The sequence below is a fragment of the Chryseobacterium lathyri genome (assembly GCF_019970085.1).
GTDB classification, from domain to species: domain Bacteria; phylum Bacteroidota; class Bacteroidia; order Flavobacteriales; family Weeksellaceae; genus Chryseobacterium; species Chryseobacterium lathyri.
This window is the reverse complement of sequence record NZ_JAHXYG010000003.1, coordinates 652,887-674,827: the sequence shown is the minus strand read 5'-3', so window position 1 is coordinate 674,827 and position 21,941 is coordinate 652,887. Positions and strand designations below refer to the sequence as shown.

Annotated in this window: 22 protein-coding genes; 11 read left to right on the top strand and 11 right to left on the bottom strand. The window is 37.0% G+C overall.

What is annotated here, in order from left to right:
* Nucleotides 1-63: 63 nt before the first annotated feature.
* The 5 genes from atpA to atpB all read right to left on the bottom strand — a co-directional run bounded on the left by atpA (nucleotide 64) and on the right by atpB (nucleotide 4,198).
* Nucleotides 64-1,641, bottom strand: a complete 1,578-nt coding sequence (atpA, locus tag LC418_RS12475) for a F0F1 ATP synthase subunit alpha (RefSeq protein ID WP_111958085.1) — start codon at nucleotides 1,639-1,641, stop codon at nucleotides 64-66.
* An 18-nt stretch (nucleotides 1,642-1,659) separates the two neighbouring features.
* The gene (gene atpH, locus LC418_RS12470; RefSeq protein WP_111958087.1) at nucleotides 1,660-2,199 is read right to left on the bottom strand and encodes an ATP synthase F1 subunit delta; all 540 of its coding nucleotides are present in this window, start codon (nucleotides 2,197-2,199) and stop codon (nucleotides 1,660-1,662) included.
* A 2-nt stretch (nucleotides 2,200-2,201) separates the two neighbouring features.
* Nucleotides 2,202-2,696 carry a F0F1 ATP synthase subunit B gene (locus LC418_RS12465; protein ID WP_223559357.1) on the bottom strand — a complete coding sequence of 165 codons (495 nt, stop codon included), beginning with the start codon at nucleotides 2,694-2,696 and terminating at the stop codon, nucleotides 2,202-2,204.
* A gap of 100 nt (nucleotides 2,697-2,796) precedes the next feature.
* Nucleotides 2,797-3,015: an ATP synthase F0 subunit C gene (locus LC418_RS12460; RefSeq protein WP_056031560.1), complete on the bottom strand. Its 219-nt coding sequence runs from the start codon at nucleotides 3,013-3,015 to the stop codon at nucleotides 2,797-2,799.
* A gap of 55 nt (nucleotides 3,016-3,070) precedes the next feature.
* Nucleotides 3,071-4,198, bottom strand: coding sequence for a F0F1 ATP synthase subunit A (gene atpB, locus LC418_RS12455; protein ID WP_223559356.1), 1,128 nt, complete (start codon nucleotides 4,196-4,198; stop codon nucleotides 3,071-3,073).
* Between the two features lie 456 nt (nucleotides 4,199-4,654).
* Here atpB and ffh point away from each other — a divergent pair, with 456 nt between their 5' ends.
* The gene (ffh, locus tag LC418_RS12450) at nucleotides 4,655-6,016 is read left to right on the top strand and encodes a signal recognition particle protein (RefSeq protein WP_223559355.1); all 1,362 of its coding nucleotides are present in this window, start codon (nucleotides 4,655-4,657) and stop codon (nucleotides 6,014-6,016) included.
* A 67-nt stretch (nucleotides 6,017-6,083) separates the two neighbouring features.
* Here the strand turns inward: ffh and LC418_RS12445 are convergent, their stop codons facing one another.
* From LC418_RS12445 to LC418_RS12425, 5 genes are all read right to left on the bottom strand, one after another.
* Entirely contained in the window at nucleotides 6,084-6,737 is a 654-nt protein-coding gene (locus LC418_RS12445) for a porin family protein (protein ID WP_223559354.1), read from the bottom strand.
* A gap of 83 nt (nucleotides 6,738-6,820) precedes the next feature.
* Nucleotides 6,821-7,483, bottom strand: a complete 663-nt coding sequence (locus LC418_RS12440) for an outer membrane beta-barrel protein (protein ID WP_111958095.1) — start codon at nucleotides 7,481-7,483, stop codon at nucleotides 6,821-6,823.
* A gap of 412 nt (nucleotides 7,484-7,895) precedes the next feature.
* Complete coding sequence (locus LC418_RS12435) at nucleotides 7,896-8,393, bottom strand: hypothetical protein (protein WP_111958097.1); 498 nt, start codon at nucleotides 8,391-8,393, stop codon at nucleotides 7,896-7,898.
* A 138-nt stretch (nucleotides 8,394-8,531) separates the two neighbouring features.
* On the bottom strand, nucleotides 8,532-9,197 hold the full coding sequence (locus tag LC418_RS12430) for a porin family protein (protein WP_223559353.1): 666 nt from the start codon (nucleotides 9,195-9,197) through the stop codon (nucleotides 8,532-8,534).
* Nucleotides 9,198-9,320: 123 nt separating this feature from the next.
* Complete coding sequence (locus tag LC418_RS12425) at nucleotides 9,321-10,277, bottom strand: PhoH family protein (RefSeq protein ID WP_223559352.1); 957 nt, start codon at nucleotides 10,275-10,277, stop codon at nucleotides 9,321-9,323.
* A 138-nt stretch (nucleotides 10,278-10,415) separates the two neighbouring features.
* On the opposite strand from LC418_RS12425, the gene LC418_RS12420 reads away from it, so the two are divergent.
* The 7 genes from LC418_RS12420 to rplI all read left to right on the top strand — a co-directional run bounded on the left by LC418_RS12420 (nucleotide 10,416) and on the right by rplI (nucleotide 16,439).
* Entirely contained in the window at nucleotides 10,416-11,243 is an 828-nt protein-coding gene (locus tag LC418_RS12420; RefSeq protein ID WP_223559351.1) for an SAM hydrolase/SAM-dependent halogenase family protein, read from the top strand.
* A gap of 63 nt (nucleotides 11,244-11,306) precedes the next feature.
* A complete protein-coding gene (locus LC418_RS12415) occupies nucleotides 11,307-12,623 on the top strand; it encodes a dihydrolipoamide acetyltransferase family protein (RefSeq protein ID WP_223559350.1) in 1,317 nt (438 codons plus the stop codon).
* A 383-nt stretch (nucleotides 12,624-13,006) separates the two neighbouring features.
* A complete protein-coding gene (locus LC418_RS12410) occupies nucleotides 13,007-13,360 on the top strand; it encodes a hypothetical protein (protein WP_111958107.1) in 354 nt (117 codons plus the stop codon).
* A 151-nt stretch (nucleotides 13,361-13,511) separates the two neighbouring features.
* Entirely contained in the window at nucleotides 13,512-14,864 is a 1,353-nt protein-coding gene (locus tag LC418_RS12405; protein WP_223559349.1) for a chloride channel protein, read from the top strand.
* 211 nt (nucleotides 14,865-15,075) lie between these two features.
* Nucleotides 15,076-15,417 (top strand): 30S ribosomal protein S6, encoded by a 342-nt coding sequence (gene rpsF, locus LC418_RS12400; RefSeq protein WP_034706729.1) that lies wholly within the window; start codon nucleotides 15,076-15,078, stop codon nucleotides 15,415-15,417.
* 31 nt (nucleotides 15,418-15,448) lie between these two features.
* Nucleotides 15,449-15,751, top strand: a complete 303-nt coding sequence (gene rpsR / locus LC418_RS12395; protein ID WP_034706728.1) for a 30S ribosomal protein S18 — start codon at nucleotides 15,449-15,451, stop codon at nucleotides 15,749-15,751.
* A gap of 169 nt (nucleotides 15,752-15,920) precedes the next feature.
* Nucleotides 15,921-16,439, top strand: a complete 519-nt coding sequence (rplI, locus tag LC418_RS12390) for a 50S ribosomal protein L9 (RefSeq protein WP_111958111.1) — start codon at nucleotides 15,921-15,923, stop codon at nucleotides 16,437-16,439.
* A gap of 257 nt (nucleotides 16,440-16,696) precedes the next feature.
* Here the strand turns inward: rplI and LC418_RS12385 are convergent, their stop codons facing one another.
* The gene (locus LC418_RS12385) at nucleotides 16,697-17,500 is read right to left on the bottom strand and encodes a helix-turn-helix domain-containing protein (RefSeq protein WP_111958113.1); all 804 of its coding nucleotides are present in this window, start codon (nucleotides 17,498-17,500) and stop codon (nucleotides 16,697-16,699) included.
* A gap of 173 nt (nucleotides 17,501-17,673) precedes the next feature.
* Between LC418_RS12385 and LC418_RS12380 the strand changes: the two genes are divergently transcribed.
* From LC418_RS12380 to LC418_RS12370, 3 genes are all read left to right on the top strand, one after another.
* Nucleotides 17,674-18,975 (top strand): TolC family protein, encoded by a 1,302-nt coding sequence (locus tag LC418_RS12380; RefSeq protein ID WP_223559348.1) that lies wholly within the window; start codon nucleotides 17,674-17,676, stop codon nucleotides 18,973-18,975.
* A gap of 5 nt (nucleotides 18,976-18,980) precedes the next feature.
* Nucleotides 18,981-20,027, top strand: a complete 1,047-nt coding sequence (locus LC418_RS12375; protein ID WP_223559347.1) for an HlyD family secretion protein — start codon at nucleotides 18,981-18,983, stop codon at nucleotides 20,025-20,027.
* Between the two features lie 307 nt (nucleotides 20,028-20,334).
* On the top strand, nucleotides 20,335-21,897 hold the full coding sequence (locus LC418_RS12370) for an MFS transporter (protein WP_223559346.1): 1,563 nt from the start codon (nucleotides 20,335-20,337) through the stop codon (nucleotides 21,895-21,897).
* Nucleotides 21,898-21,941 lie beyond the last annotated feature (44 nt).

Below are 21,941 nucleotides of genomic sequence, written 5' to 3'. Positions count from 1 at the left end.
TCAAAGTTTATGGTCTAAAGTTTAAGGTTTAAAACGGATTCTAAACCTTAAACAATGAAGATTTTAGTTATATTTAGAAGCTAAGTCGTTAGCAGCCTGTTTAAGAACGTTGGTAATATCGTTGTCGATTTTACCTGCTTTAATAGCCGCCATTGTGTCAGGGTGCTTAGATCTTAGGAATTCGATATATTCAATCTGGAATTCTTTTACTTTTCTGATCGGAACGTTTCTCAATAAGTTCTCAGTTCCAGCGTAGATCATAGCCACCTGGCTGTCTACAGGAAGTGGAGAGTTTACCGGCTGCTTAAGGATCTCAACGTTTCTTTCTCCTTTAGAGATTACCGCTAAAGTAGAAGCATCAAGGTCAGAACCGAACTTAGCAAACGCTTCCAATTCTTTATATTGAGCCTGGTCTAATTTAAGAGTACCGGATACTTTTTTCATTGATTTGATCTGAGCATTACCTCCTACTCTGGATACAGAGATCCCTACGTTGATCGCAGGACGAACCCCTGAGTTGAATAGATCAGACTCCAAGAAGATCTGTCCGTCTGTAATAGAGATTACGTTAGTCGGAATATATGCAGAAACGTCACCAGCCTGAGTTTCGATAATTGGAAGTGCAGTTAATGAACCACCACCTTTTACGATTGGTCTTAATGAATCTGGTAAATCGTTCATCTGGCTCGCGATTTTGTCATCAGCAATAACTTTCGCTGCTCTTTCCAATAGTCTTGAGTGAAGATAGAAAACGTCTCCAGGATAAGCTTCACGGCCCGGTGGTCTTCTCAATAGTAGAGAAAGCTCACGATACGCAACCGCTTGCTTGGATAAATCATCATAAACGATCAATGCCGGTCTACCAGTGTCTCTGAAGAACTCACCGATAGATGCTCCAGCCATAGCAGAATATACCTGCATTGGAACCGGATCGGATGCGTTAGCCGCAACAATTACAGTATATGCTAAAGCTCCTTTATCAGAAAGGGTTTTAACGATTTGCGCTACAGTAGAAGCTTTCTGACCAATAGCAACATATATACAATATACAGGCTTACCTGCATCAAAGAATTCTTTCTGGTTGATGATCGTATCGATCGCAACGGTAGTTTTACCGGTCTGTCTGTCCCCAATGATAAGCTCTCTCTGACCTCTTCCTACAGGGATCATAGAATCAATCGCAACGATACCTGTCTGTAAAGGCTCAGTTACCGGCTGTCTGAAGATAACCCCAGGCGCTTTTCTTTCCAATGGCATTTCGTATAAATCCCCAGTAATAGGACCTTTACCATCGATAGGGTTACCAAGAGTATCTACTACTCTTCCTAACATACCTTCTCCTACTTTGATAGAAGAGATTCTGTTTGTTCTTCTTACTGTATCTCCTTCTTTTACTAATTTACTTTCCCCAAGTAGAGCAACACCCACGTTGTCTTCTTCAAGGTTAAGTACAATACCTTCTACATCACTAGAAAATTTCACCAACTCTCCGTATTGTACGTTTTCTAACCCGTATACACGAGCAATACCATCACCGATGGTTAAAACTGTACCTACTTCCTCAACGTTGGATTGAGTGTCGAAGTTGGCCAATTGCTGTTTTAAGATCGCAGATACTTCTGCCGGATTTATTTCTGCCATTGTATGGTTGTTTTTTCTTTAATTTAATTGAAAATCTTTTTTAACCTGGTTAAGTTTTGTCTTTACAGATGCATCGATCTGCTGATCACCTACTCTTAAAATGTAGCCTCCTAAAATATCTGGCTTCACATTTAAATTCAGATCAAAGTTTGAATCTGATTTTACTAGATTGGTAGATCTTAGAATCTGATCAAGGTTCTCTTTAGAAAGCTGAGTCGCTGTAGTAAGAGTTATTCTCTGTACTCCATTGATATCCTCTACTTTATTGATGAACTCCTGAGCAATATTTTTCAGTTGGTTCTCACGTCCGTGCTTGATCACTAATCTGATCAGGTTCTGTGAAGAAACTGAAAAATCTTTAAAGATCTGGTCTGCTACCTCTATTTTCTTTTTTGCATCAATGTAAGGTGTAAGGAAGAATTTATTCAAATCTGCAGATTGAGACATGATCTTCTTTACATCTTTCATTTCAGAAAATACAGCAGCTGTCTGACCTGTTTCATTGGTGAAATCAAGCAGTCCCTGTGCGTATCTTTTAGCTACTTTAGATGTAAGCATTCTTAGTTAAGGTTAGATTTGTTTAAATAATTTTGAACTAATTCGTTTTGAGCTTCGTTGTTATCCAACTTCTGCTTAAGGATAGATTCAGCAATATTTACAGATAAAGCACCGATTTGAGTTTTGATGTCTGCCATAGCAGCATTTTTCTCAGCATTGATTGTCTGTTTAGCTGCCTCAATCATTTTATCTCCTTCATTTTTAGCAGCATCTTTAGCTTCACCTACGATTCTATCTTTAATCTCTCTGGCTTCTTTAAGGATAGCATCTCTTTCGACTTTAGCTTCACGAATAATTCTTTGGTTATCCTCCTTTAAAGTTTCCATCTCTTTTCTTGCTAATGTAGCTTGATTAAGAGCATCAACAATAGAAGTTTCTCTGTCGTTTACTGCATTTACAATTGGTTTCCAAGCATATTTTGCAAGAAGAAACAATAGGATAACAAAAGTAAGGGTCATCCAAAACAAAAGTCCAATTCCAGGTTCTATAATTCCCATATCTGTAAATTCTTTTTTAAGTGTTATTTTATGGATTGTTTTTAAAATTCTTAGCAGCAGCCAACCGCTTCACTGCTAAGAATGTTTTTTTGAGGATAGATTACTTGATGAAAGCACCAAAGATAATCGCGATAAGACCAGCACCTTCAATAAGACCAGCAGCAATAAGCATTGCTCCTTGAATCTTACCAGCTTGCTCTGGCTGTCTAGCGATAGCATCCATTGCGTGACCTCCGATTTTACCGATACCTAGACCTACACCTAGTACTGCTAAACCGATACCTACGTAAACTAAACCTGCTCCAGTTGACATGTCCATAATAAATAAATTATATTAGTTAAAAAATTATTTTAATATTTTTCTTTTCAATTAATTAATGTGCATGTTCTTCGTGACCATGCTCGTGCTCGTGTTCTGCAACTGCAATACCAATAAATAAAGCTGATAATACAGTGAAGATATATGCCTGTAAAGCTGCTACCAATAATTCCAATACAGAAACAAATAATGCTAATGGTACAGATGCAAATCCCAAGAATGGAGATTTGAAAATGAAGATCAAGGAAATAATCGCCAAGATCATAATGTGTCCTGCTGTAACGTTAGCGAAAAGACGCATCATTAAAGCAAAAGGCTTTGTAAAGATTCCAATAATCTCAATTGGGACCATGATAGGATACAATAAGATCGGAACTGGTGGCATAAAGATATGTTTCCAATAATCTTTATTAGCACTGAATAATGTAATTAATAATGTAATGATTGCTAAAACTGCAGTAATTGCTATATTACCTGTAAGGTTTGCTCCAAACGGGAAGAAAGGAATTAATCCAAATAAGTTGTTAAACCAAATAAAGAAGAATGCGGTTAATAAATAAGGCATATATCTTTTATATTTAACAGATCCAATGTTTGGAATAGCCACTTCATCTCTTATAAATACAATTACTGGTTCTAATAATTTTCCAGCTCCTCTTGGCAATTGAGACTTTTTATAGTTTCTTGCCATGCCTATGAATATAATTGCCATAAAAATCACTGACAACAACATTGAAGCTGCATTTTTAGTAATTGAAAGATCAAAAAACACTTCGCTTGATTTTTGTTTTCCACTGATAATTGAAAATAATGTTGCTTTTTCAATCCCTTTAGTAGAAACTACCTGCCCATGCTCTAAAGTATATCCATCATGCTCATGTCCGTGAGATATACTGCTAGAAAGAAAAGTATGCCATCCTTCATTATCCTTAATAATAACAGGCAAAGGGATAGAAACGTGATGTTCTTCACCACTATCATCTTTTGTAGTCCATAAATGCCATTCATTTGAATCACCAATATGTTCCATGATCATTTTGGTTGCATTGAAGCTGTCTCCGGCTTCTTTGTGTTCTACTTTTTCAGCTGACTTTTCACCATCAGTTTCATGTTGTGCAGTAGCAAAACCACTAATAAACACAAATAAAAATGCGAAAAATAATGAAGAAATTTTTCTGTTCATATCTCTTTTTTAATCGTGTGCAAATATATCGATTTTATTAAACTTTACCAATATTAAAAATTGATTTTTATCATCAAAAAAATCAAGACTTGTTAATGAGTTTTATTATGGATAAATAGATAAAGAATGATGCAACAACAAAGCAGATCACGATAAAGAGAAAATTTTCTCTCGTTTTATCAACTATTATTAAAGAAGTAATAATCCAAAAAATATCTTTACCAATATTTATTGTAAGAAATCTCATTCCTGCGTCAGGTTTACCATATAAATATTTTTTAAATAATATGTATATAACAATATTTAGAAATGTAGCTAAAAATACAATAATAAAACTATCCCAAAAATTCATTCTACAAAAATAGAATTATAATTTAGAAAACAAATCTCAATACCTTATATAATATATATTGTCAAAAATTCCTTATTTTTGCAAACCTATAATTTACAATACATATGTTTAATAGTTTACAGGATAAATTAGACAAGGCTCTACATAATATTTCCGGACGCGGAAAAATCACAGAAATCAACGTGGCGGAAACCGTAAAGGAAATCCGTAGAGCGCTGGTAGATGCCGATGTTAACTATAAAGTTGCAAAAGATCTTACCAAAAGAGTTCAGGATAAAGCTTTAGGACAGAACGTTCTTACTTCCCTTACACCGGGACAGTTGATGACGAAGATTGTTCATGATGAATTAGTAGATCTGATGGGAGGTTCCCAGGAAGGAATCAATCTTTCAGGAAAGCCGACCGTAATTCTTATTGCAGGTCTTCAGGGTTCCGGTAAGACAACTTTCTCCGGAAAACTGGCCAATTACTTAAAAACAAAAAGAACTAAAAAACCTTTATTGGTTGCCTGTGACGTTTACCGTCCCGCTGCGATCGACCAGCTTAAAATATTGGGCGGACAGATCGGGGTTCCGGTATTTACAGAGGAAGGTTCTACCAATCCTTCTACCATTGCTGAAAATGCAATTAATTTCGCAAAAGCAAACGGTCATGATGTAGTGATCGTCGATACCGCTGGACGTCTTGCGATTGACGAGCAGATGATGAACGAGATCAAATCTGTACATTACTTCATTAAGCCTCAGGAAACTTTATTCGTAGTAGACTCCATGACCGGGCAGGATGCTGTAAATACAGCTAAAGCATTCAACGATGCGCTGAATTTTGATGGTGTTGTTCTTACCAAATTAGACGGTGATACTCGTGGTGGAGCTGCCCTAACGATCCGTTCTGTGGTTGAAAAACCAATCAAATTCATTTCTACAGGTGAGAAAATGGAAGCTTTAGATCTTTTCTACCCGGAAAGAATGGCAGACAGGATCTTAGGAATGGGAGATGTAGTTTCCTTAGTAGAAAGAGCCCAGGAACAGTTTGATGAGGAAGAGGCTAAAAAGCTTCACAAAAAGATCGCTAAAAACGAATTCGGATTTGATGATTTCCTTAAACAGATCAACCAGATCAAAAAGATGGGTAATATGAAAGACCTTATGGGAATGATTCCAGGGGTTGGAAAGGCAATCAAAGATGTTGAGATCAGTGACGATGCTTTCAAACACATTGAAGCAATCATCTACTCTATGACACCCGACGAAAGAAGAAGACCTTCTATCATTAATACCCAGAGAAAACAGAGAATTGCAAAAGGTGCAGGAAGAAAGATTGAAGATGTGAATCAACTGATGAAGCAGTTCGAACAGATGGGCAAAATGATGAAGATGATGCAGGGACCTCAGGGAAAACAGATGATGCAGATGATGAGCAAAATGCCAAATATGCCAGGCATGGGCGGAATGATGGGAAAATAAAAATAACAAGGCCTAAACAAAAAGACATAAAAAAACTCTCAGAATAATTTCTGAGAGTTTTTTATTTTTATTTGAATTTATATCCTAATCCGATCTGGAAGAAATTCATTTTCAGCTTTTCATCGTTTACTGGATCTTTGATCATATTGGTCAGTCCGAAACTGTAACGGGCATCTACAAATAATCCTTTGTATACGTTATAATCAGCCCCTAGAACCAAACCGAATTCAGCAGACTTAAGGTTATCATCAAAGTTCTTTTCCAGGAATTGTTCACCTTCATTTACAGCCTGTGGATTTGCCATTCCTCCTGATACATCAATATTTACTTTCGTGTTGGTTCTGAAGCTTACAAAAGGTCCTGCGTATACTCCAAGTTCAGGGGTAGCATAATATCTTGCAGTTACAGGAACTACAATTCTGTTGAAATTGAATTTTTCCGTAACAGTAATTCCCATTGTTGAAACTTCAACTTTCCCACCCAGGTTTGCATACTGAACTTCTCCCTGCACAGCAAATTTATTATTGAATTTATGCTCTACCAAAGCGCCTACATAAAAGCCTGATTTAGATTTCAAGCCTCCACTTACCCCTTCAAATGCATCAAGATCGTCATTTGAGTTCAGTTTTGATAATGCATACCCCGCTTTTACACCGAATTTTGTCTGCGCATTCATTCCTGCACAAAAAGCAAGAGCTGATGCCAATAAGATTTTTTTCATGGTTATTTTATTTTAAAAAAGTTTTTAAAGATAAAAAAGCCCTAAAATAATTAGGGCTTCTATTTTTACAAATGCTTTGTTAATTACTTAGCAAATACATATTTAACTCCGAAAGTTACAGAAGATAAATTCAAACCGAACTTATAGTTGTTTACGCTCTTAGCACCATCAACGTCTAATTTAGAAGTGTTGTATCCAAATTCACCGATAGTAGCTTCAATGCTCCAGTTTTTGTTTAAGAAATAATCTAAACCTGGCTTAACGTTAACACCGATTGAAGTATAGTTAGCTTTGTCAGAAGTAGACGCAGTGTTCGTAGTTGATCCTATTGTAGTTGTTGTTGTAGCTTCGTCTTTAAATTGTCCGAATTCCATTGGAACTTCTAATTGACCGAAGATATATAATTTGTCAGCTAAAGTCCAATATTTTCTTACGAAAGGAGCAACAACAAATGCAGATTGAGTACCTTTAGTTTCAGAAACAAAGCTACCACCTGCAATTGATCCAGTTGTAGTTTTAGTAACTTTATCACTTGCATAACCTACTCCTAAACCTACAGCAAGGTTAGTCCCTACAAAGTATCCTGCAGTTGGAACGATTCTGAAGCTTTCTACTTTAGTATCATTGTTGTTGTTTTCTTCCTGAGAATAACCAACTTGTCCTGAAATATATGCAGTTCCTTTTGCAATTTGAGCATTAGATAAACCGAAAAGTGCAACAGCACCCGCTAATAATAATTTTTTCATTTTAAAAAATTTTAATACTTTCTGAGGGCAAATTTACAGTGGCTCTCGCTAATATTAAAATTTGTTAACGTGATTAATATCATCGATAAACATTGGTGTTTTCCGAAAATAAAGCATATTCATTACAGGATTTTGATTTTTTCACAATATTTAGAATAAAAAAATTACAATTTTTCAATAACAGCGAAAAATACTTAGTTTATTTAATTTTACCAATTTCTTTAAATTATGTTTTTTTTCCATAAACATCATGAATAATAAGATTATAAACCGTTAATATTTAACATATTAGTCTTAATATTAAGCAAATATTTATATCTAAAGACAATTTTTCTTCTTTATTAAGTATACATTGTAAAAAAGAAACTCCGGCCTTTAACAGCCGGAGTTCTGAATTATTTTCTACTTTTTCTTATTTGATGAAGAAGTTGTATCCAATATTAATGGCACCTACGTTCCAGTTGGCTGTATACCATCCGTAGTCACGCTTGTTGCTGATTGTCTGGTATCCTAAATAAAGTTCACCTGTAGACATCTGGTATCCAAATTTAGGCTGAGCATAGAAACCACCATCTACTCCATCTTTTGTAGAAATTCCGTATCCAAGATCTAATCCTACAAAGATAGGAGCTCCTGAGAATTTATATTTACCGGAAACTGCTACAGGAATAAATCCGAAATCATCAAAGTTATCTTTTCCAAAGAAATGTGAATACCCTGTGGTAACTCCAAGATCAAGTCCTTTTGTAATGTTCCACATATAGGCAGCATCCACCCCTAATGTAAATGAAGAAGCATCACCAGCATCACCTACCGGAACACCGATGTGACCTCCCAGTTTAAAACCTTCCTGCGCCTGTGCAGCACCGCCTAGCAGCGCAAAAGCACCTAGTAAAAATAGTTTTTTCATTTTTTAAATAGTTTGATTGATGCTGCAAAATTACTAAATATTTTATTATTAACATAAAATTAACGGGAGACGTCTCTTAGAAATAAAAGAAGCGGGCCTAAATTGGCCCGCTTCATATTTTTAACAAGTTCTTAAAAATTAATTTTCTCCGAATTTGAACCCAACACCTACCTGGAAGAAGCTGTTAGTCAGTTTTCCATCTCCGGAATCCTTAGCTAAGTTAGAAACTCCCATGTTGTATCTGGCGTCAAAAAACAAACCATTTTCCAAAGCATACTCAGCACCCAGGAAAGGAGCAATATTCAAAGTGTTAACCTGGTCTTTAATGTCTCTCTCATCATCTGCAGAGATTTCGAATCCTGGAATCATTCCCAAACCAAGATCTGCTACAGTTTTTGTTTTTGCAGAAATGATAAGTCCGAAACTTGCTCCGGCAGAAACTGATAAACCTTCAGTAATGAAGTATTTAGCAGAAACAGGAATCAAAATAGTCCCGAAAGTGGTCTTGTTCTTAATGTTAAAGAATGTACCTGCTTCATCCTCATCTTCCACTCTTTCAGTAATTTTACCTCCTAGTGGCGAGTATAAAACTTCACCCTGAAGAGCAAATTTATCACTTAGTTTATGCTCTACCAAAACACCTGCATAGAAAGTGTGTGAAGGATCTGTATTTTCAGAATTCCCGTCGTCTTTAAATTTTAAAGTTGAAAGTGAGTAACCGGCTTTAGCCCCGAATCTTGTTTCTTGAGCGCTTAGATTAGCGCTAACTACAGCCGCCGCTGCAATAAGTAAAAATTTTCTCATGATTATTTTTTAGTATTCGGTCACAAAACTAAGTTTTTTTTTTAGAACACCAAATAGTGGGTAAAAATATTATCACAAACAATTAATACTAAATGTAAAAACATTCGGTTCAAGCAGTTCCAATTAACCCTTCAGCCTCTTGTCCTCTTCGTTGTATGCCAGAATGATCTTTTTCACAACAGGATGTCTTACAACATCTTCTTCAGTAAGGTGTACAAAACCGATTTCTTTAACATCTCTGAGAATTCTCATAGCTTCTTTCAATCCGGATTGTTGTTTCGGCGGCAGATCGATCTGGGTTGGATCTCCTGTGATGATGAATTTAGCATTCATTCCCATTCTTGTCAGAAACATTTTCATTTGGGCATGAGTTGTATTCTGTGCTTCATCAAGGATTACAAAGGCATCATCCAGCGTACGCCCTCTCATGAAAGCCAACGGAGCGACTTCAATCACTTTCTTCTCCATAAACCCTTCCAGTTTTTCATGAGGGATCATATCTCTAAGCGCATCATATAAAGGCTGCAAATACGGATCCAGCTTTTCTTTAAGATCTCCGGGTAAAAATCCAAGGCTCTCTCCTGCTTCTACCGCAGGTCTCGTCAGGACAATTCTTTTCACCTCTTTATCTCTCAAAGCTCTCGCTGCCAAAGCCACACTGGTATACGTTTTTCCGGTTCCCGCAGGTCCTATCGCAAAAACCATATCTTTTTTCTCGGTTTCTTTTACCAGTTTCTTAAGATTGGTAGTTTTAGCTTTAATGATCTTACCGTTGACCCCCTTTACAATAATATCCTGATCGAAAATCAGTTGTTTTTCATTCTCGTCCTTAATATTCAGGACATTCTCAACGTCTTTTAAAGCGATAGAATTGTTTTCAGAGATAAATTTTACAAGATTATCCAGTTTCTGTCTGAGTATATCTAATGCTTCCTGATTACCCATTGCAAAGACAAAATGGTCTCTTCCGGTAATCTTAAGGGTAGGAAAGCTTGATTTTAATAAGTTGAAATATTGGTTATTAACGCCATAGAAGGTCTTTACATCGATGTCTTCTAAATCATATGTTAATTCAAACATGCAGTATTTTATTTTTATTAGATTTTAAAATTAAAGCTTTTTTTCAAATTTATATCAATTCTTTTCTACAATCTTTTGGGGCTTTCTTTTTATTTTAAATAACTTTGCAGGAAACACTATTTATTCTATCAACGATCCATGTCAATTATTACCCTTACTTCGGATTTCGGAAATTTAGATTACAGAGTTGCCGCTGTGAAAGGCAAAATTCTGTCTTTAAATTCTAAGGTTAATATTGTTGATATAACCCACGAAATTCAAGCTTTCAACCTGATACAGACATCGTATATTGTACGCAACGCCTATAAATATTTCCCTAAGGGGACAATTCACATTCTTTCTGTAGACAGTTTTTACAACAGATCCAGAAAAAACATTCTTTATAAGGCAGACGGCTCCTACTTTTTAGCAGCAGACAACGGACTTTTAAGCCTTGTCTTTTTTGATATAAAACCGGAAGCGATATACGAAATCACTTTGAACAACCGCTTCGATGATGTGGTAAACTTTACTTCCACCGATGTTTTTGTGCCTGCAGCAGTACATCTTGCGAATGGCGGACTTCCAGAAGTAATAGGCCGGAAAATAGATTCGGCAAAGGAACTTCTTTTTCCGAAACCTGTCTTCAATGAATCTGAAAAAATGATCATTGGAGAAGTAACCTATATTGATAATTTCGGAAATATAATCTCAAATATCAGTAAAGATTTTTTTGAAAACACAGGCAAAGGAAATGAAGGCTTTACTATAAAATTCAGAAATTTAACACTTTCAAGGGTATATTCCAGCCATACTGAAGTGGTTTCCGACTGGGAAAAGGAAACAGAATTCCACGGACAGTCGGCAGCGATCTTCAATGATAGTCAGCTTTTGGAGCTTACCATCTATAAAGGGAGTAAAAAAAACGGGGCCAAAAGCCTGTTTGGGCTCAATGTAGGCGAGAATATCTACGTTGAATTTGTCTAAGATTATATATTCCATAAAAAAACCGATTTTTTTTATATATTTGTCAAAATCTAAAAATTAAAAATGGCAGAATACAAATTATTGCTTCCTTCCATGGGAGAAGGTGTTATGGAAGCGACAATTATCACTTGGTTATTCAATGAAGGTGATAATGTAAAAGAGGATGATTCCGTAGTTGAAATTGCAACAGATAAGGTAGATTCAGACGTTCCGACACCGGTTTCGGGGAAAATTGTAAAAATCCTGAAACAAAAGGACGAGGTTGCTAAAGTTGGTGAGGCCATTGCCATTTTAGAAATTGAAGGAGAAGGCGGAAATACAGCTTCAGAAGAAGTACAAACAGAAACTCCGGCAGCCGCTCCGGATACAGAAACTTTAAAAGCTATTGAAGAGCCGTTACAGGCTGCAGCTTCCAATGTAGAGTTTTCAGGAGACCTTTACCTGTCACCATTGGTAAAATCAATTGCACAGCAGGAAAACATTTCTGAATCTGAGCTTAAAACGATTAAAGGAAGTGGTTTAGAAGGAAGAATCACAAAAGAAGATATATTAGCATACGTTTCCAACAGAGGAAACCAGCCGGCTCAGCAGGCTGTTTCTGCACAACCAGCAACTCCGGCAGCGCCAAAAGTTCCGGCTTCAGCACCGGTTTCTACGGTTCCTGTAGCAGCAGGTGACGAGATCATTCCAATGGACAGAATGAGAAAGATTATTGCTGAAAACATGGTAAAAGCAAAACAGATTGCTCCACATGTTACTTCTTTCATCGAAACAGACGTTACCAATGTTGTAAAGTGGAGAAACAAGCATAAAGATATTTTCGAAAAACGTGAAGGAGAAAAACTGACTTTCATGCCAATTTTCGTGAAAGCTGTAGTGAAAGCTATCCAGGATTTCCCAATGATCAATGTTTCTATTAACGGTGAAAATATCATTAAAAAGAAAAATATCAATATCGGTATGGCTACAGCTCTGCCGGACGGAAACCTTATCGTTCCTGTAATTAAAAACGCTGATCAGTTATCGCTTTCAGGCTTGGCAAAAGCGATCAACGATTTGGCGTACAGAGCGAGAAACAAAAAACTAAGACCGGAAGATACTCAGGGAGCAACGTATACCATTTCTAACGTGGGAAGTTTCGGAAACCTTATGGGAACTCCTATTATTCCTCAGCCTCAGGTCGCTATTTTAGCTATTGGTGCTATCGTTAAAAAGCCTGCAGTTCTTGAAACTAAAGACGGTGATGTAATTGCCATCCGTCAGCTGATGTTCATGTCTCACTCTTATGACCACAGAGTGGTAGACGGATCTTTAGGAGGGATGATGCTGAAGCATGTTCATGATTATCTTCAGAACTGGGATCTGAATACAGAAATTTAATACCTGATAACTGATAAGGGACTCATTATTTAAAGGTCATGCGGAACTTATCAAACATCTTACCATACAAAACCTCCGAAAAATCCGGAGGTTTTTTTACTATTAAAAGATTATCTGTACATTTGAGTTAAATACGAAACTAACCATAAAACACAATAATCTTAATAAAAACATCACAACCCCATCTTAAATATGAAAGAAGTAACTTTGCTTGCAATAATTTCGTTATGTGTCATCATTGCCACTTATTTTGTTGAATTTATCATAGGATTTTTCAACATTAATGATATCATGTACGTATACCGTGTTTGTGGCGTAATAAGCCTTCTGGGCTATGTCGGCATCTTACCTTTCTTTATTAAGCTCTATCAAAAACAGCGATAATGGATAATGAGCTAAGAGAACTTTTTGAGATCAAAGAAGATGATCATACAATATTTGTTTCAGAAAAGAAGCCAAATACTGCAAAGCATATTCTTATTCGTCTTGCCATATTTATAGCCGGAACTATAGGTTTTACAGCTGTGATATTTAATGCTAACGGCTGGGACGTTTTAGGTTACCTGATAATTATGTTTGCTTTTCATGCTATCTGGTTTTTTTGTATTCTTATTGAAGCACTCATCCTGCACATCAATAATAAATACATCCTCAGGAATGCCAATCTGAAATTTTCGGCTGTTGTACTGATTCTTTATTGTGTAGCCTATATTGCTATTTTCAATCCACAGTATTAATCATTGCTTTCATCAATATAATATAAAAGCTTCCTTTTGGAAAGCCCCTATATGTATGTATCTCAAATCCGTGGGAACTTTTTTAATAGGATTTTTTAATACCATCTAATTTCCCTATTTTTTCGGTTTAATAAAATGTCCCAGTCCACAAATGCTGAAAATTTTCTCCCTCATCCGAACAGGCCTTAAAAAGTCTTTTGACAATATCCGCAACGAGCAGCTGAAAAACAATCTGCTGCAGGCCATTCCCTTCTGGATCGGTTCTGTGATCACCGGCTTTTTTGCGGTGATGTATGCTAAGATATTTGCATGGGGAGAACATCTGTTGCATTTCATGATGAACTGGCATTCGTGGATGATCTTTATTATTGCTCCCATTGGTTTTGTCCTTTCATGGTGGCTGGTGAAAGAATTTGCTCCCAACGCCAAAGGCAGCGGTATTCCGCAGGTGATGGCCGCTGTAGAACTTGCCAATCCGAAGGAACATACCAAAATCAGGAGCCTTTTAAGTCTTAAAATCATCGTTTTTAAAATTATTTCATCTGTCATTCTGGTGATCGGAGGCGGTGCTGTAGGACGTGAAGGACCTACCATCCAAATTGCCGGTTCTGTGTTCAGAAAGGTCAATGAATATCTTCCCCACTGGTGGCCGAAAATCTCAAAGAAGAACATGATCATGACCGGTGCGGCTGCGGGACTTGCTGCGGCATTTAATACACCTTTAGGAGGAATTGTATTTGCCGTAGAAGAACTTTCCAAAACGCATATCAATTACTTCAAAACCGCTTTATTTACGGCAGTGATTATTGCGGGCTTAACAGCCCAGACTTTAGCGGGATCCTATTTATATTTAGGCTATCCTAAAACCAATGATGTATCTCTGATGGTTATGTTTCCGATTATCCTTGTCGCGGGAACTTCCGGAATCCTGGCCAGCCAGCTTTCCGTAATGATGCTTAAGATGAGTGACTGGAAAAAAAGAAAACTTAAAACAGATAAAGCCAATATTATTTTTCTGGTGCTTTGCGCACTGTTTATTGCTTCCATAGCATATTTTATCAACCGCGAGATTCTTGGATCCGGAAAAGAAATCATGGAACGCGTGCTTTTTACTAGCGACAAACATGAAGAATGGTATGTCCCAATCTTAAGAATGCTTGGCCCTGCCCTGTCTTTTACCTCAGGTGGTGCAGGAGGAATTTTCGCCCCGGCCCTGAGTGCGGGTGCCAGTATAGGATCTGTAATCTCCGGGGCCATTCATTTGACAGCCAACGAAACCAATGTAGTAATCCTCGCAGGAATGGTAGCTTTTCTTACCGGAATTACAAGAGCTCCCTTTACTTCCGCTATTATCGTACTTGAAATGACGGACAGACATTCCCTGATCTTCCACCTGATGCTGGCAGGAATGGTATCTTCCATTGTTTCTATTTTAGTAAGCAGACATTCTCTGTATGATGTGATCAAGGTAAATTTTCTAACGGAAATCAGAGAGAAAGATTAATAGAATCATTATATTTATTAGCGATTCCTGTTATTTTTTGGCTTGAAGTTAGCAGAGGAATTAAAAAAACAGAGTATCAAATCTCTCACTGTCAATTTTAAACTAAAAAACAGCAACCTGTAACTGCCAACTATTTCGCACAACTGTTGTATATTACAAATATATTTTCTAATTTTGCACCTCGAAATAATTAACAAATTCATTTAACATTATGAACAATTACGAAACTGTTTTCATTTTAACTCCCGTTCTATCTGATGCTCAGGTAGAGGAAGCAGTGAAAAAATTTGAAGATCTTTTAAAAGAAAAGAACTGTGAAATCGTTGCCAAAGAAAACTGGGGATTAAAAAAACTAGCTTATCCAATTCAATTGAAAAAGAATGGATTCTACACTTTAATCGAGTTTAAAGGTGAAGGTACTGTAGTTGCTGATTTAGAATTAGCATTCAAACGTGACGAAAGAGTAATCCGTTACCTGACTACAAAACTTGACAAGCACGCTGTTGAGTACGCTGTAACTAGAAGAACTAAAATCAAAGCGGCTAGAGCTTAATTATTAACCCTATTTTAAAAAAAGACAAGACATGGCAATAGACGAAATGGCTAAACAAGCCTCAGCTGGAGGAGAATCTGAAGTAAAATTCCTTACTCCACTTGATATCAATACAAAATCTGAAAAGAAATATTGTAGATTCAAAAAATACGGAATTAAGCACGTTGATTACAAAGATGCTGATTTCTTATTACAGTTTGTAAACGAGCAAGGTAAAATCTTACCAAGAAGATACACTGGAACTTCTTTAAAATACCAAAGAAAAGTTTCTGCTGCTATCAAAAGAGCAAGACACCTTTCTTTACTACCTTACGTAGCTGACTTATTGAAATAAGACAAAAAATAAATAAGAGAAGAGGACAACCTCTTCTTTTGTTGCTGAATAAATAATTTAATTCTAACTTGATTTTAGATAAGAGATCTAAGATTTCAGATAAACAGACATTGTCTTCCATCTAATTTCTAATTTCCAGCATCTAAATTCTAAAAAAAGGACAACAACAATGGATATCATCCTAAAAAAAGACGTAGAAAACTTAGGACTTGAGTTTGATACAGTAAGCGTAAAGCCTGGTTATGCAAGAAACTTCTTACTTCCTCAAGGAATTGCACTTTTAGCAACTCCTAAAAACAAAGCAGCTCTTGAAGCTACTTTAGAAGCTAGAAAAGAAGAAGAAGCTAAATTAATCGCTGCTGCTAACGCTGTAGTAGATCAGTTAAAGAAAACTTCTGTTACTATTCCTGCAAAAGTAGGTTCTGGCGACAAGTTATTCGGATCTATCAACAATGCAGATCTTTCTGCTGCTCTTGCTAAAGCTGGAGTTTCTGTAGAGAAGAAATACATTAAAATCCCAGGGAACACTATTAAAAGAACTGGTAAAGTTACTGCAAACATCAGACTACACAGAAATGTTGAGTACAACTTTGAATTCGACATCGTATCTGACGCTCCGGTAGAAGCTCCTAAACCAGCTGCTCCTAAAGCTAAAGTAGTAGAAGAAACTCCTTCTGAAGAAGCTTAAGATTCTAAAGAGATTTTCTCAAATATATAAACCACTTCCTTTGAAGTGGTTTTTTTTTGTATTTGTTGTATTGATATTTTTTTAACTACCCCGTCTTTTGCGTTGCAAAAATCCACCCCTTCAAGGAAGGAGAATTAGGGTCAGGAAAAGCTTGAGGTAAATATTTATTTCTTTTTCCATTGAATTCCTCAACGCTACTCTATATCACAAATCACGGAACCTCCAAAAAACTCTCAAACTCTCCTACTCTCCACAACCTACTTATCTCCTTTCAGTTTCTGCTGATATTCTGTAGGCGGTACCCCAATTACTTTTTTAAAGATATTACTGAATGAAGAAAGACTGTTATAGCCTACCATCATCGCTATTTCGTACATATTGTATTTGCCTTCCAACATTAATTCCAATGAACGGGTGATTCTCAGCGCCCGTAAAAAACGGACGTAATTCATGCCTAAAATCTCTTTAAACTTCCGAGAGAGAGTTCTGGTGCTCATGCCAAATTCTTTCGCCGTAGATTCAATGGTAAGAGGTTTTTCAAGGTTAGCATGGATGTATTTGGCAATCTTCAGAAGGGTTTCATCTTTTGGAAAAGGATGCTGAACCGGAAAAGCCAGCTTTTTATCTCTTTTTTCGGGAAGAATTCCTTTTAAGGCTTTAAGGAAATAATATTTAGCACCATCATTTTTTGTGATTTTCCCATCCCAATCTTTGGTATACAAGATCATTTCCCTGAGCAAGTGACTGACCGAATAGATATTAATTTCATCAAAGAAGCCACTTTCATTCTCCTCTTTTTTAAAATAAAAATTGTATAAATCTACTTTTGGGCTGGTTGAGAAAATATAATGCGGCGTTCCTGCCGGGATCCACATAAAGCATCTTGCCGGAAGATACCAATGTTTAAGATCCGTAAAAACATGAACAATACCGCCCTCTGCATATACCAACTGGGCAGAACTGTGATGATGAATGTCTGTGGTAACATCTCCTGTAAGCACATTATACACATAAAATTCTGCATCATCATCTTCTACCGCTTTAAAATGGCTGTCATTCATACAATAAAGGTATAAAGAAAATTTTAAATTGGCGTAAATGAGCAAATCTTTTTCTGCTTTCACAAATCAGGTCCCATACTTCGCATCGTAACTTTGCAACATCAAAATCATTTTAGCAAAAATCCTTTAATTAAATTATGAATATGATATTTAACGCATGTAAATATCAGTGCATGACGTTGTACTTACTGCTTACAGGTAGTTTTTTACACTCACAAATGATCGATTATCAGCATATCAGCCTTCAACAGGCTATTGAGACCGGTTTGAAAAACAACAAAAATATACAGATAAGCCACTTAAAAAAGGAAATGTCTGTCACCAGGGAAAAGGATCTTGCCATGGAAAAACTTCCGGATATAGAATTTCACACCAGCTATAGTCAGGTAACTAATCTTTTCCAGCATCAAAACGGCATTTTCAATAAAGCCACGAAATATGATGTTATTAACGGGATGTATGATTTTACGCTTTCGGCATCAATACCTGTGTATATGGGTGGGAAAATCAGGAATTCAGAGAAAAAAGCGTCTATTGATACCGAAATTTCAGCCTTGCAAACCCATCAGGATGAAAGGCAGCTTAAAATGGAGATCATTACTGCTTTTCTTCAGATCCATCATTTAAAGGAACAGCAAAATCTTATCAATGATAAAATGAAAGAGGATTCTGTAAATATAAAACAGGTAAAAGCTTTAAAAGCCAATGGAGTTGTTACGGTAAATGAAGTTCTGAGAACAGCTTTACAGCTTTCCAACCATACCATGAGCTGGACAGAACTGGACAACGATATACAAATTGCTGAACACAAGCTTAAAACCATCCTTTCTCTTCCTGAAAACCAGGAAATGCATGTAGATACGGAGGATCTTATCTCCGACAGAGCTACGATTCCCTATATTGATGAACTGACGGAAACTGCTTTAAGTAAGAACGAATCCGTAGAAATGACCCACAAAAATCTTTCGTTAAAAGAACTGGATCAAAAAATTATAAAAGCAAATTATTTACCCAAAATTACGGCAGGAGGAGAATACTTTATCAAATATCCCAATATGATGTTCTTCCCTCCTGAGCCTTACGCCTACCGTTTGGGAATGCTTGGAGTGAATCTTACTTATCCCATCGAAAATTTGTATAAAAACAAATACAAGATGCAGGAAGCCCGGGAAAATATTGATCTGGCAAAGCTCCAGATTGAAGAGAATGATGAAAAGGTAAGACATACCGTTTATGAAGCTTATAAAAAATTCGAAGAAACCGATCAGAAAGTGAAGATTGCTGAAGAAGCCATTGGCCAGGCCAAAGAAAACTACCGTATTGTAAAGACAAAATATGCGAATAAACTAAGCCTGATCACAGAACTCATCGATGCAGATAATGCTTATCTGGAAGCTGAATCCAATCTTATCTCCGTAAAAATTAACCGACAACTAAAATATTATCAACTCCAGTACACGATTGGAAACTTATAAAAACTATGGCAAAGAAACAACTGACACAAAAGGAAAAAAGAATCAACAAGTCAATTACACTTCTGGCCTGGATCCTGATCATCAGCGGCATCACAGGCATGGTAAGTTTCTATCTCTTCTCAAGAAAAAACGTCACCACAAACGATGCTCAGATCGAACAGTATATTACCCCTGTTTCCAGTAAGGTTTCAGGATTCATTAAAAGTATACGTTTTGAAGAAAACCAGTTTGTGCACCAAGGAGATACCTTGATTGTTATCGATAACAGAGAATTTGTCAACCAGGTAAAAATGGCTGAGGCCGGCCTTCATGCCAATGCAGAAAACATCACAACCATTGAAAGTGGGGTTAATACAAAGAAAAGTGATTCAAAGATTATTGATGCCAAAATAGCTTCAGCAAAAATTGATATATGGAGAACAGAACAGGATTTTAAGAGGTATAAGAACCTGGTTTCTGAAGACGCCGCTACCGAACAGCAGTTTGAGAATATAAAAGCCTCTTACGAGCAGGCCAAAGCCAATCTTTTAGCCTTAGAACAACAGAAAAATTCAGTAAAAGCTGGTGCTAATGAACAGCAGACCAAAGTTGCCCCGGTAAAAAGCCAGATCCAGCAGAGTTCCGCAAATCTTAATAATGCCAGACTTTTTCTTTCATATACTGTGATCACCGCTCCGTACGATGGCTGGGTAGGCAAAAAAACAATCCAGGAAGGACAGCTGATCAAAGAAGGCCAGGCTCTGGTACAAATGGTAAGCAAGGAAAAATGGATCATTGCCAATTATAAGGAGACCCAACTCGGCCAGATTGATACGAAACAGGAAGTAACAATTACTGCAGATGCCTATCCTGAAATTGAGTTTAAAGGAAAAGTAGTTTCCGTATCGCCAGCATCAGGCTCACAGTTTTCTCTGGTAAAGCCTGATAATGCTACGGGAAACTTTGTCAAAATCGAACAGAGATTTCCGGTAAAAATCATTCTCGATACCAATCAAAATAACGAAAAACTGCTTTCCGGAATGAATGTCCTGGTGAGCGCGAAGAAGATATAACGTTTTTGTGTGGGAGGGTTTTAAGTTTTTAGAGTTTTAGAGTTTTAGAGTTTTAGAGTTTTAGAGTGAAAGGTAGTAAACATTACAAATCCAATTTCTACATCAATAACAGCCAGATTAGATTTTTTTTAGCGGAAAGACGAGACTGCAGCGACAGGCTTTTGGTTATTCTTTAGCGTTTGTCATCTTACCTTTACTTTTACATTCTGCTCTTTGTCTTTCCGCATTTTATTTCGATGAAATAGTGAGAAATATCTATGCCTTCACATTAAATTAATAATCACCAATTATCGCATTTACACATCTTATGCAGCATAATACAGTTTATCACAAATGGGTCCCGCAATGGCTGAAGCTGCCGCTTCTGGTGTTGGCACTATTTCCCCACCTGATGTTGTTGTCGCTTTTGCATTCCAATAGCGCCTTCACTTCTTCTTTTATGGATGTAGATTCAGATGACATCCAGTATTTATTGATTCTGATGTATGGAACCTTTGTGGTCACTCTTTTGGTTTTACAGAGGTTTATGGCTTATTTCAGCGTTAAATATTATGTTTTGCTGATGTCTTCCATTTCTGTGATCATTCTTTATGCCCTCTCGGTTACCAACAATTACCAGGTCATCCTGGTCATAAGATTTCTGGAAGGCATTTTCGGGCTGCTGGAAGGCGCTATTTTTCTCCCACTGATCATTGCTGAATTGAAAACCAAACACGCTAAGGTAATAGCCTATCTTTTCATGTATACCATCATGCTCACAGGAGGAACAGTCACTACATCACTACTTAAATCAAGCATTGAAAATTATGATTTCCGGCATATGATCTTGATGATGGTTTATTTTCATGTTTTTGTCCTGGTTATCGGAATCGCTCTTTTCAATACCAACCGGTTTTTTCCTAAAATGCCGCTTTATCAACTGGACATCACAAGTTGGTTCCTGTTGTGGGCCTGTCTTCAGTCAGGAGGGTATGCCATCATTTACGGAAAAAGACTGATGTGGTTTGAGTCTGATACCATTATCATGTGTCTTTTTATATTTCTTCTTTCAGGAGGATTGTTTATGCTGAAGCAAAGGAATTCCAAAAGACCGATCTTTCATTTTGAAGTATTCAGCTCAAAGAATGTGATTGCCGGGATGATCCTTTTTTTTATTTTTTATCTGATCCGTTCCGGCCTGAACAATGTCTACAGCATTATGGCAACGGTCTGGAAATGGCCATGGGACTATATTGTCAACATTCAGTACTGGAATGTGGCAGGGACGTTTATTGGTATTTTTTTATCGGGGATCTGCCTGATGCGTGGCATTTCTTCAAGGATTGTTTTTTTTACCGGATTTTTGCTGCTGGCAGTAGACTGTGCATGGTTTACGTATACTTTTTATCCGGACACTACCCTTTCTACAATCTGTCCGCCTTTACTTCTGCAGGGAATTGCTCAGGGCTTACTGTTTACGCCCCTTGTTTTCTTTCTTATTTCCGGAACGCCGGAAGAATATCTCTCCAATGCAACAGCTTTAGGAACTACAACCCGTTTCTGGACCACTGCTATCGGCTATGCTTTAATGCAGAACCTGATGCTTTTTTTAACCTTAAAGCATTCTGACACTTTAAGCTTTAATCTTACAGATACCAATCCGGTTTTTTACAGTCAATGGAACCAGATATTCGGAGCTCAACTCTCTAAACTGCCCGTGAATGAGTCTTTATCAGTGACTGCCGGAGCCTTTAAAGCAAAAATAACAGCCCAGTCGATCCTCCTTTCCAATATGGAAATTTTCACAGGACTGTTCTGGCTGGCATTGATCACGGCGTTTGCTTTACTGCTTTACCACCCTGTGAAAATTGCGGTGAGAAATATTATGTGATTTTAGGCCGAAAATTTGCTGTACTTTCCGAAATTTGAATTGTA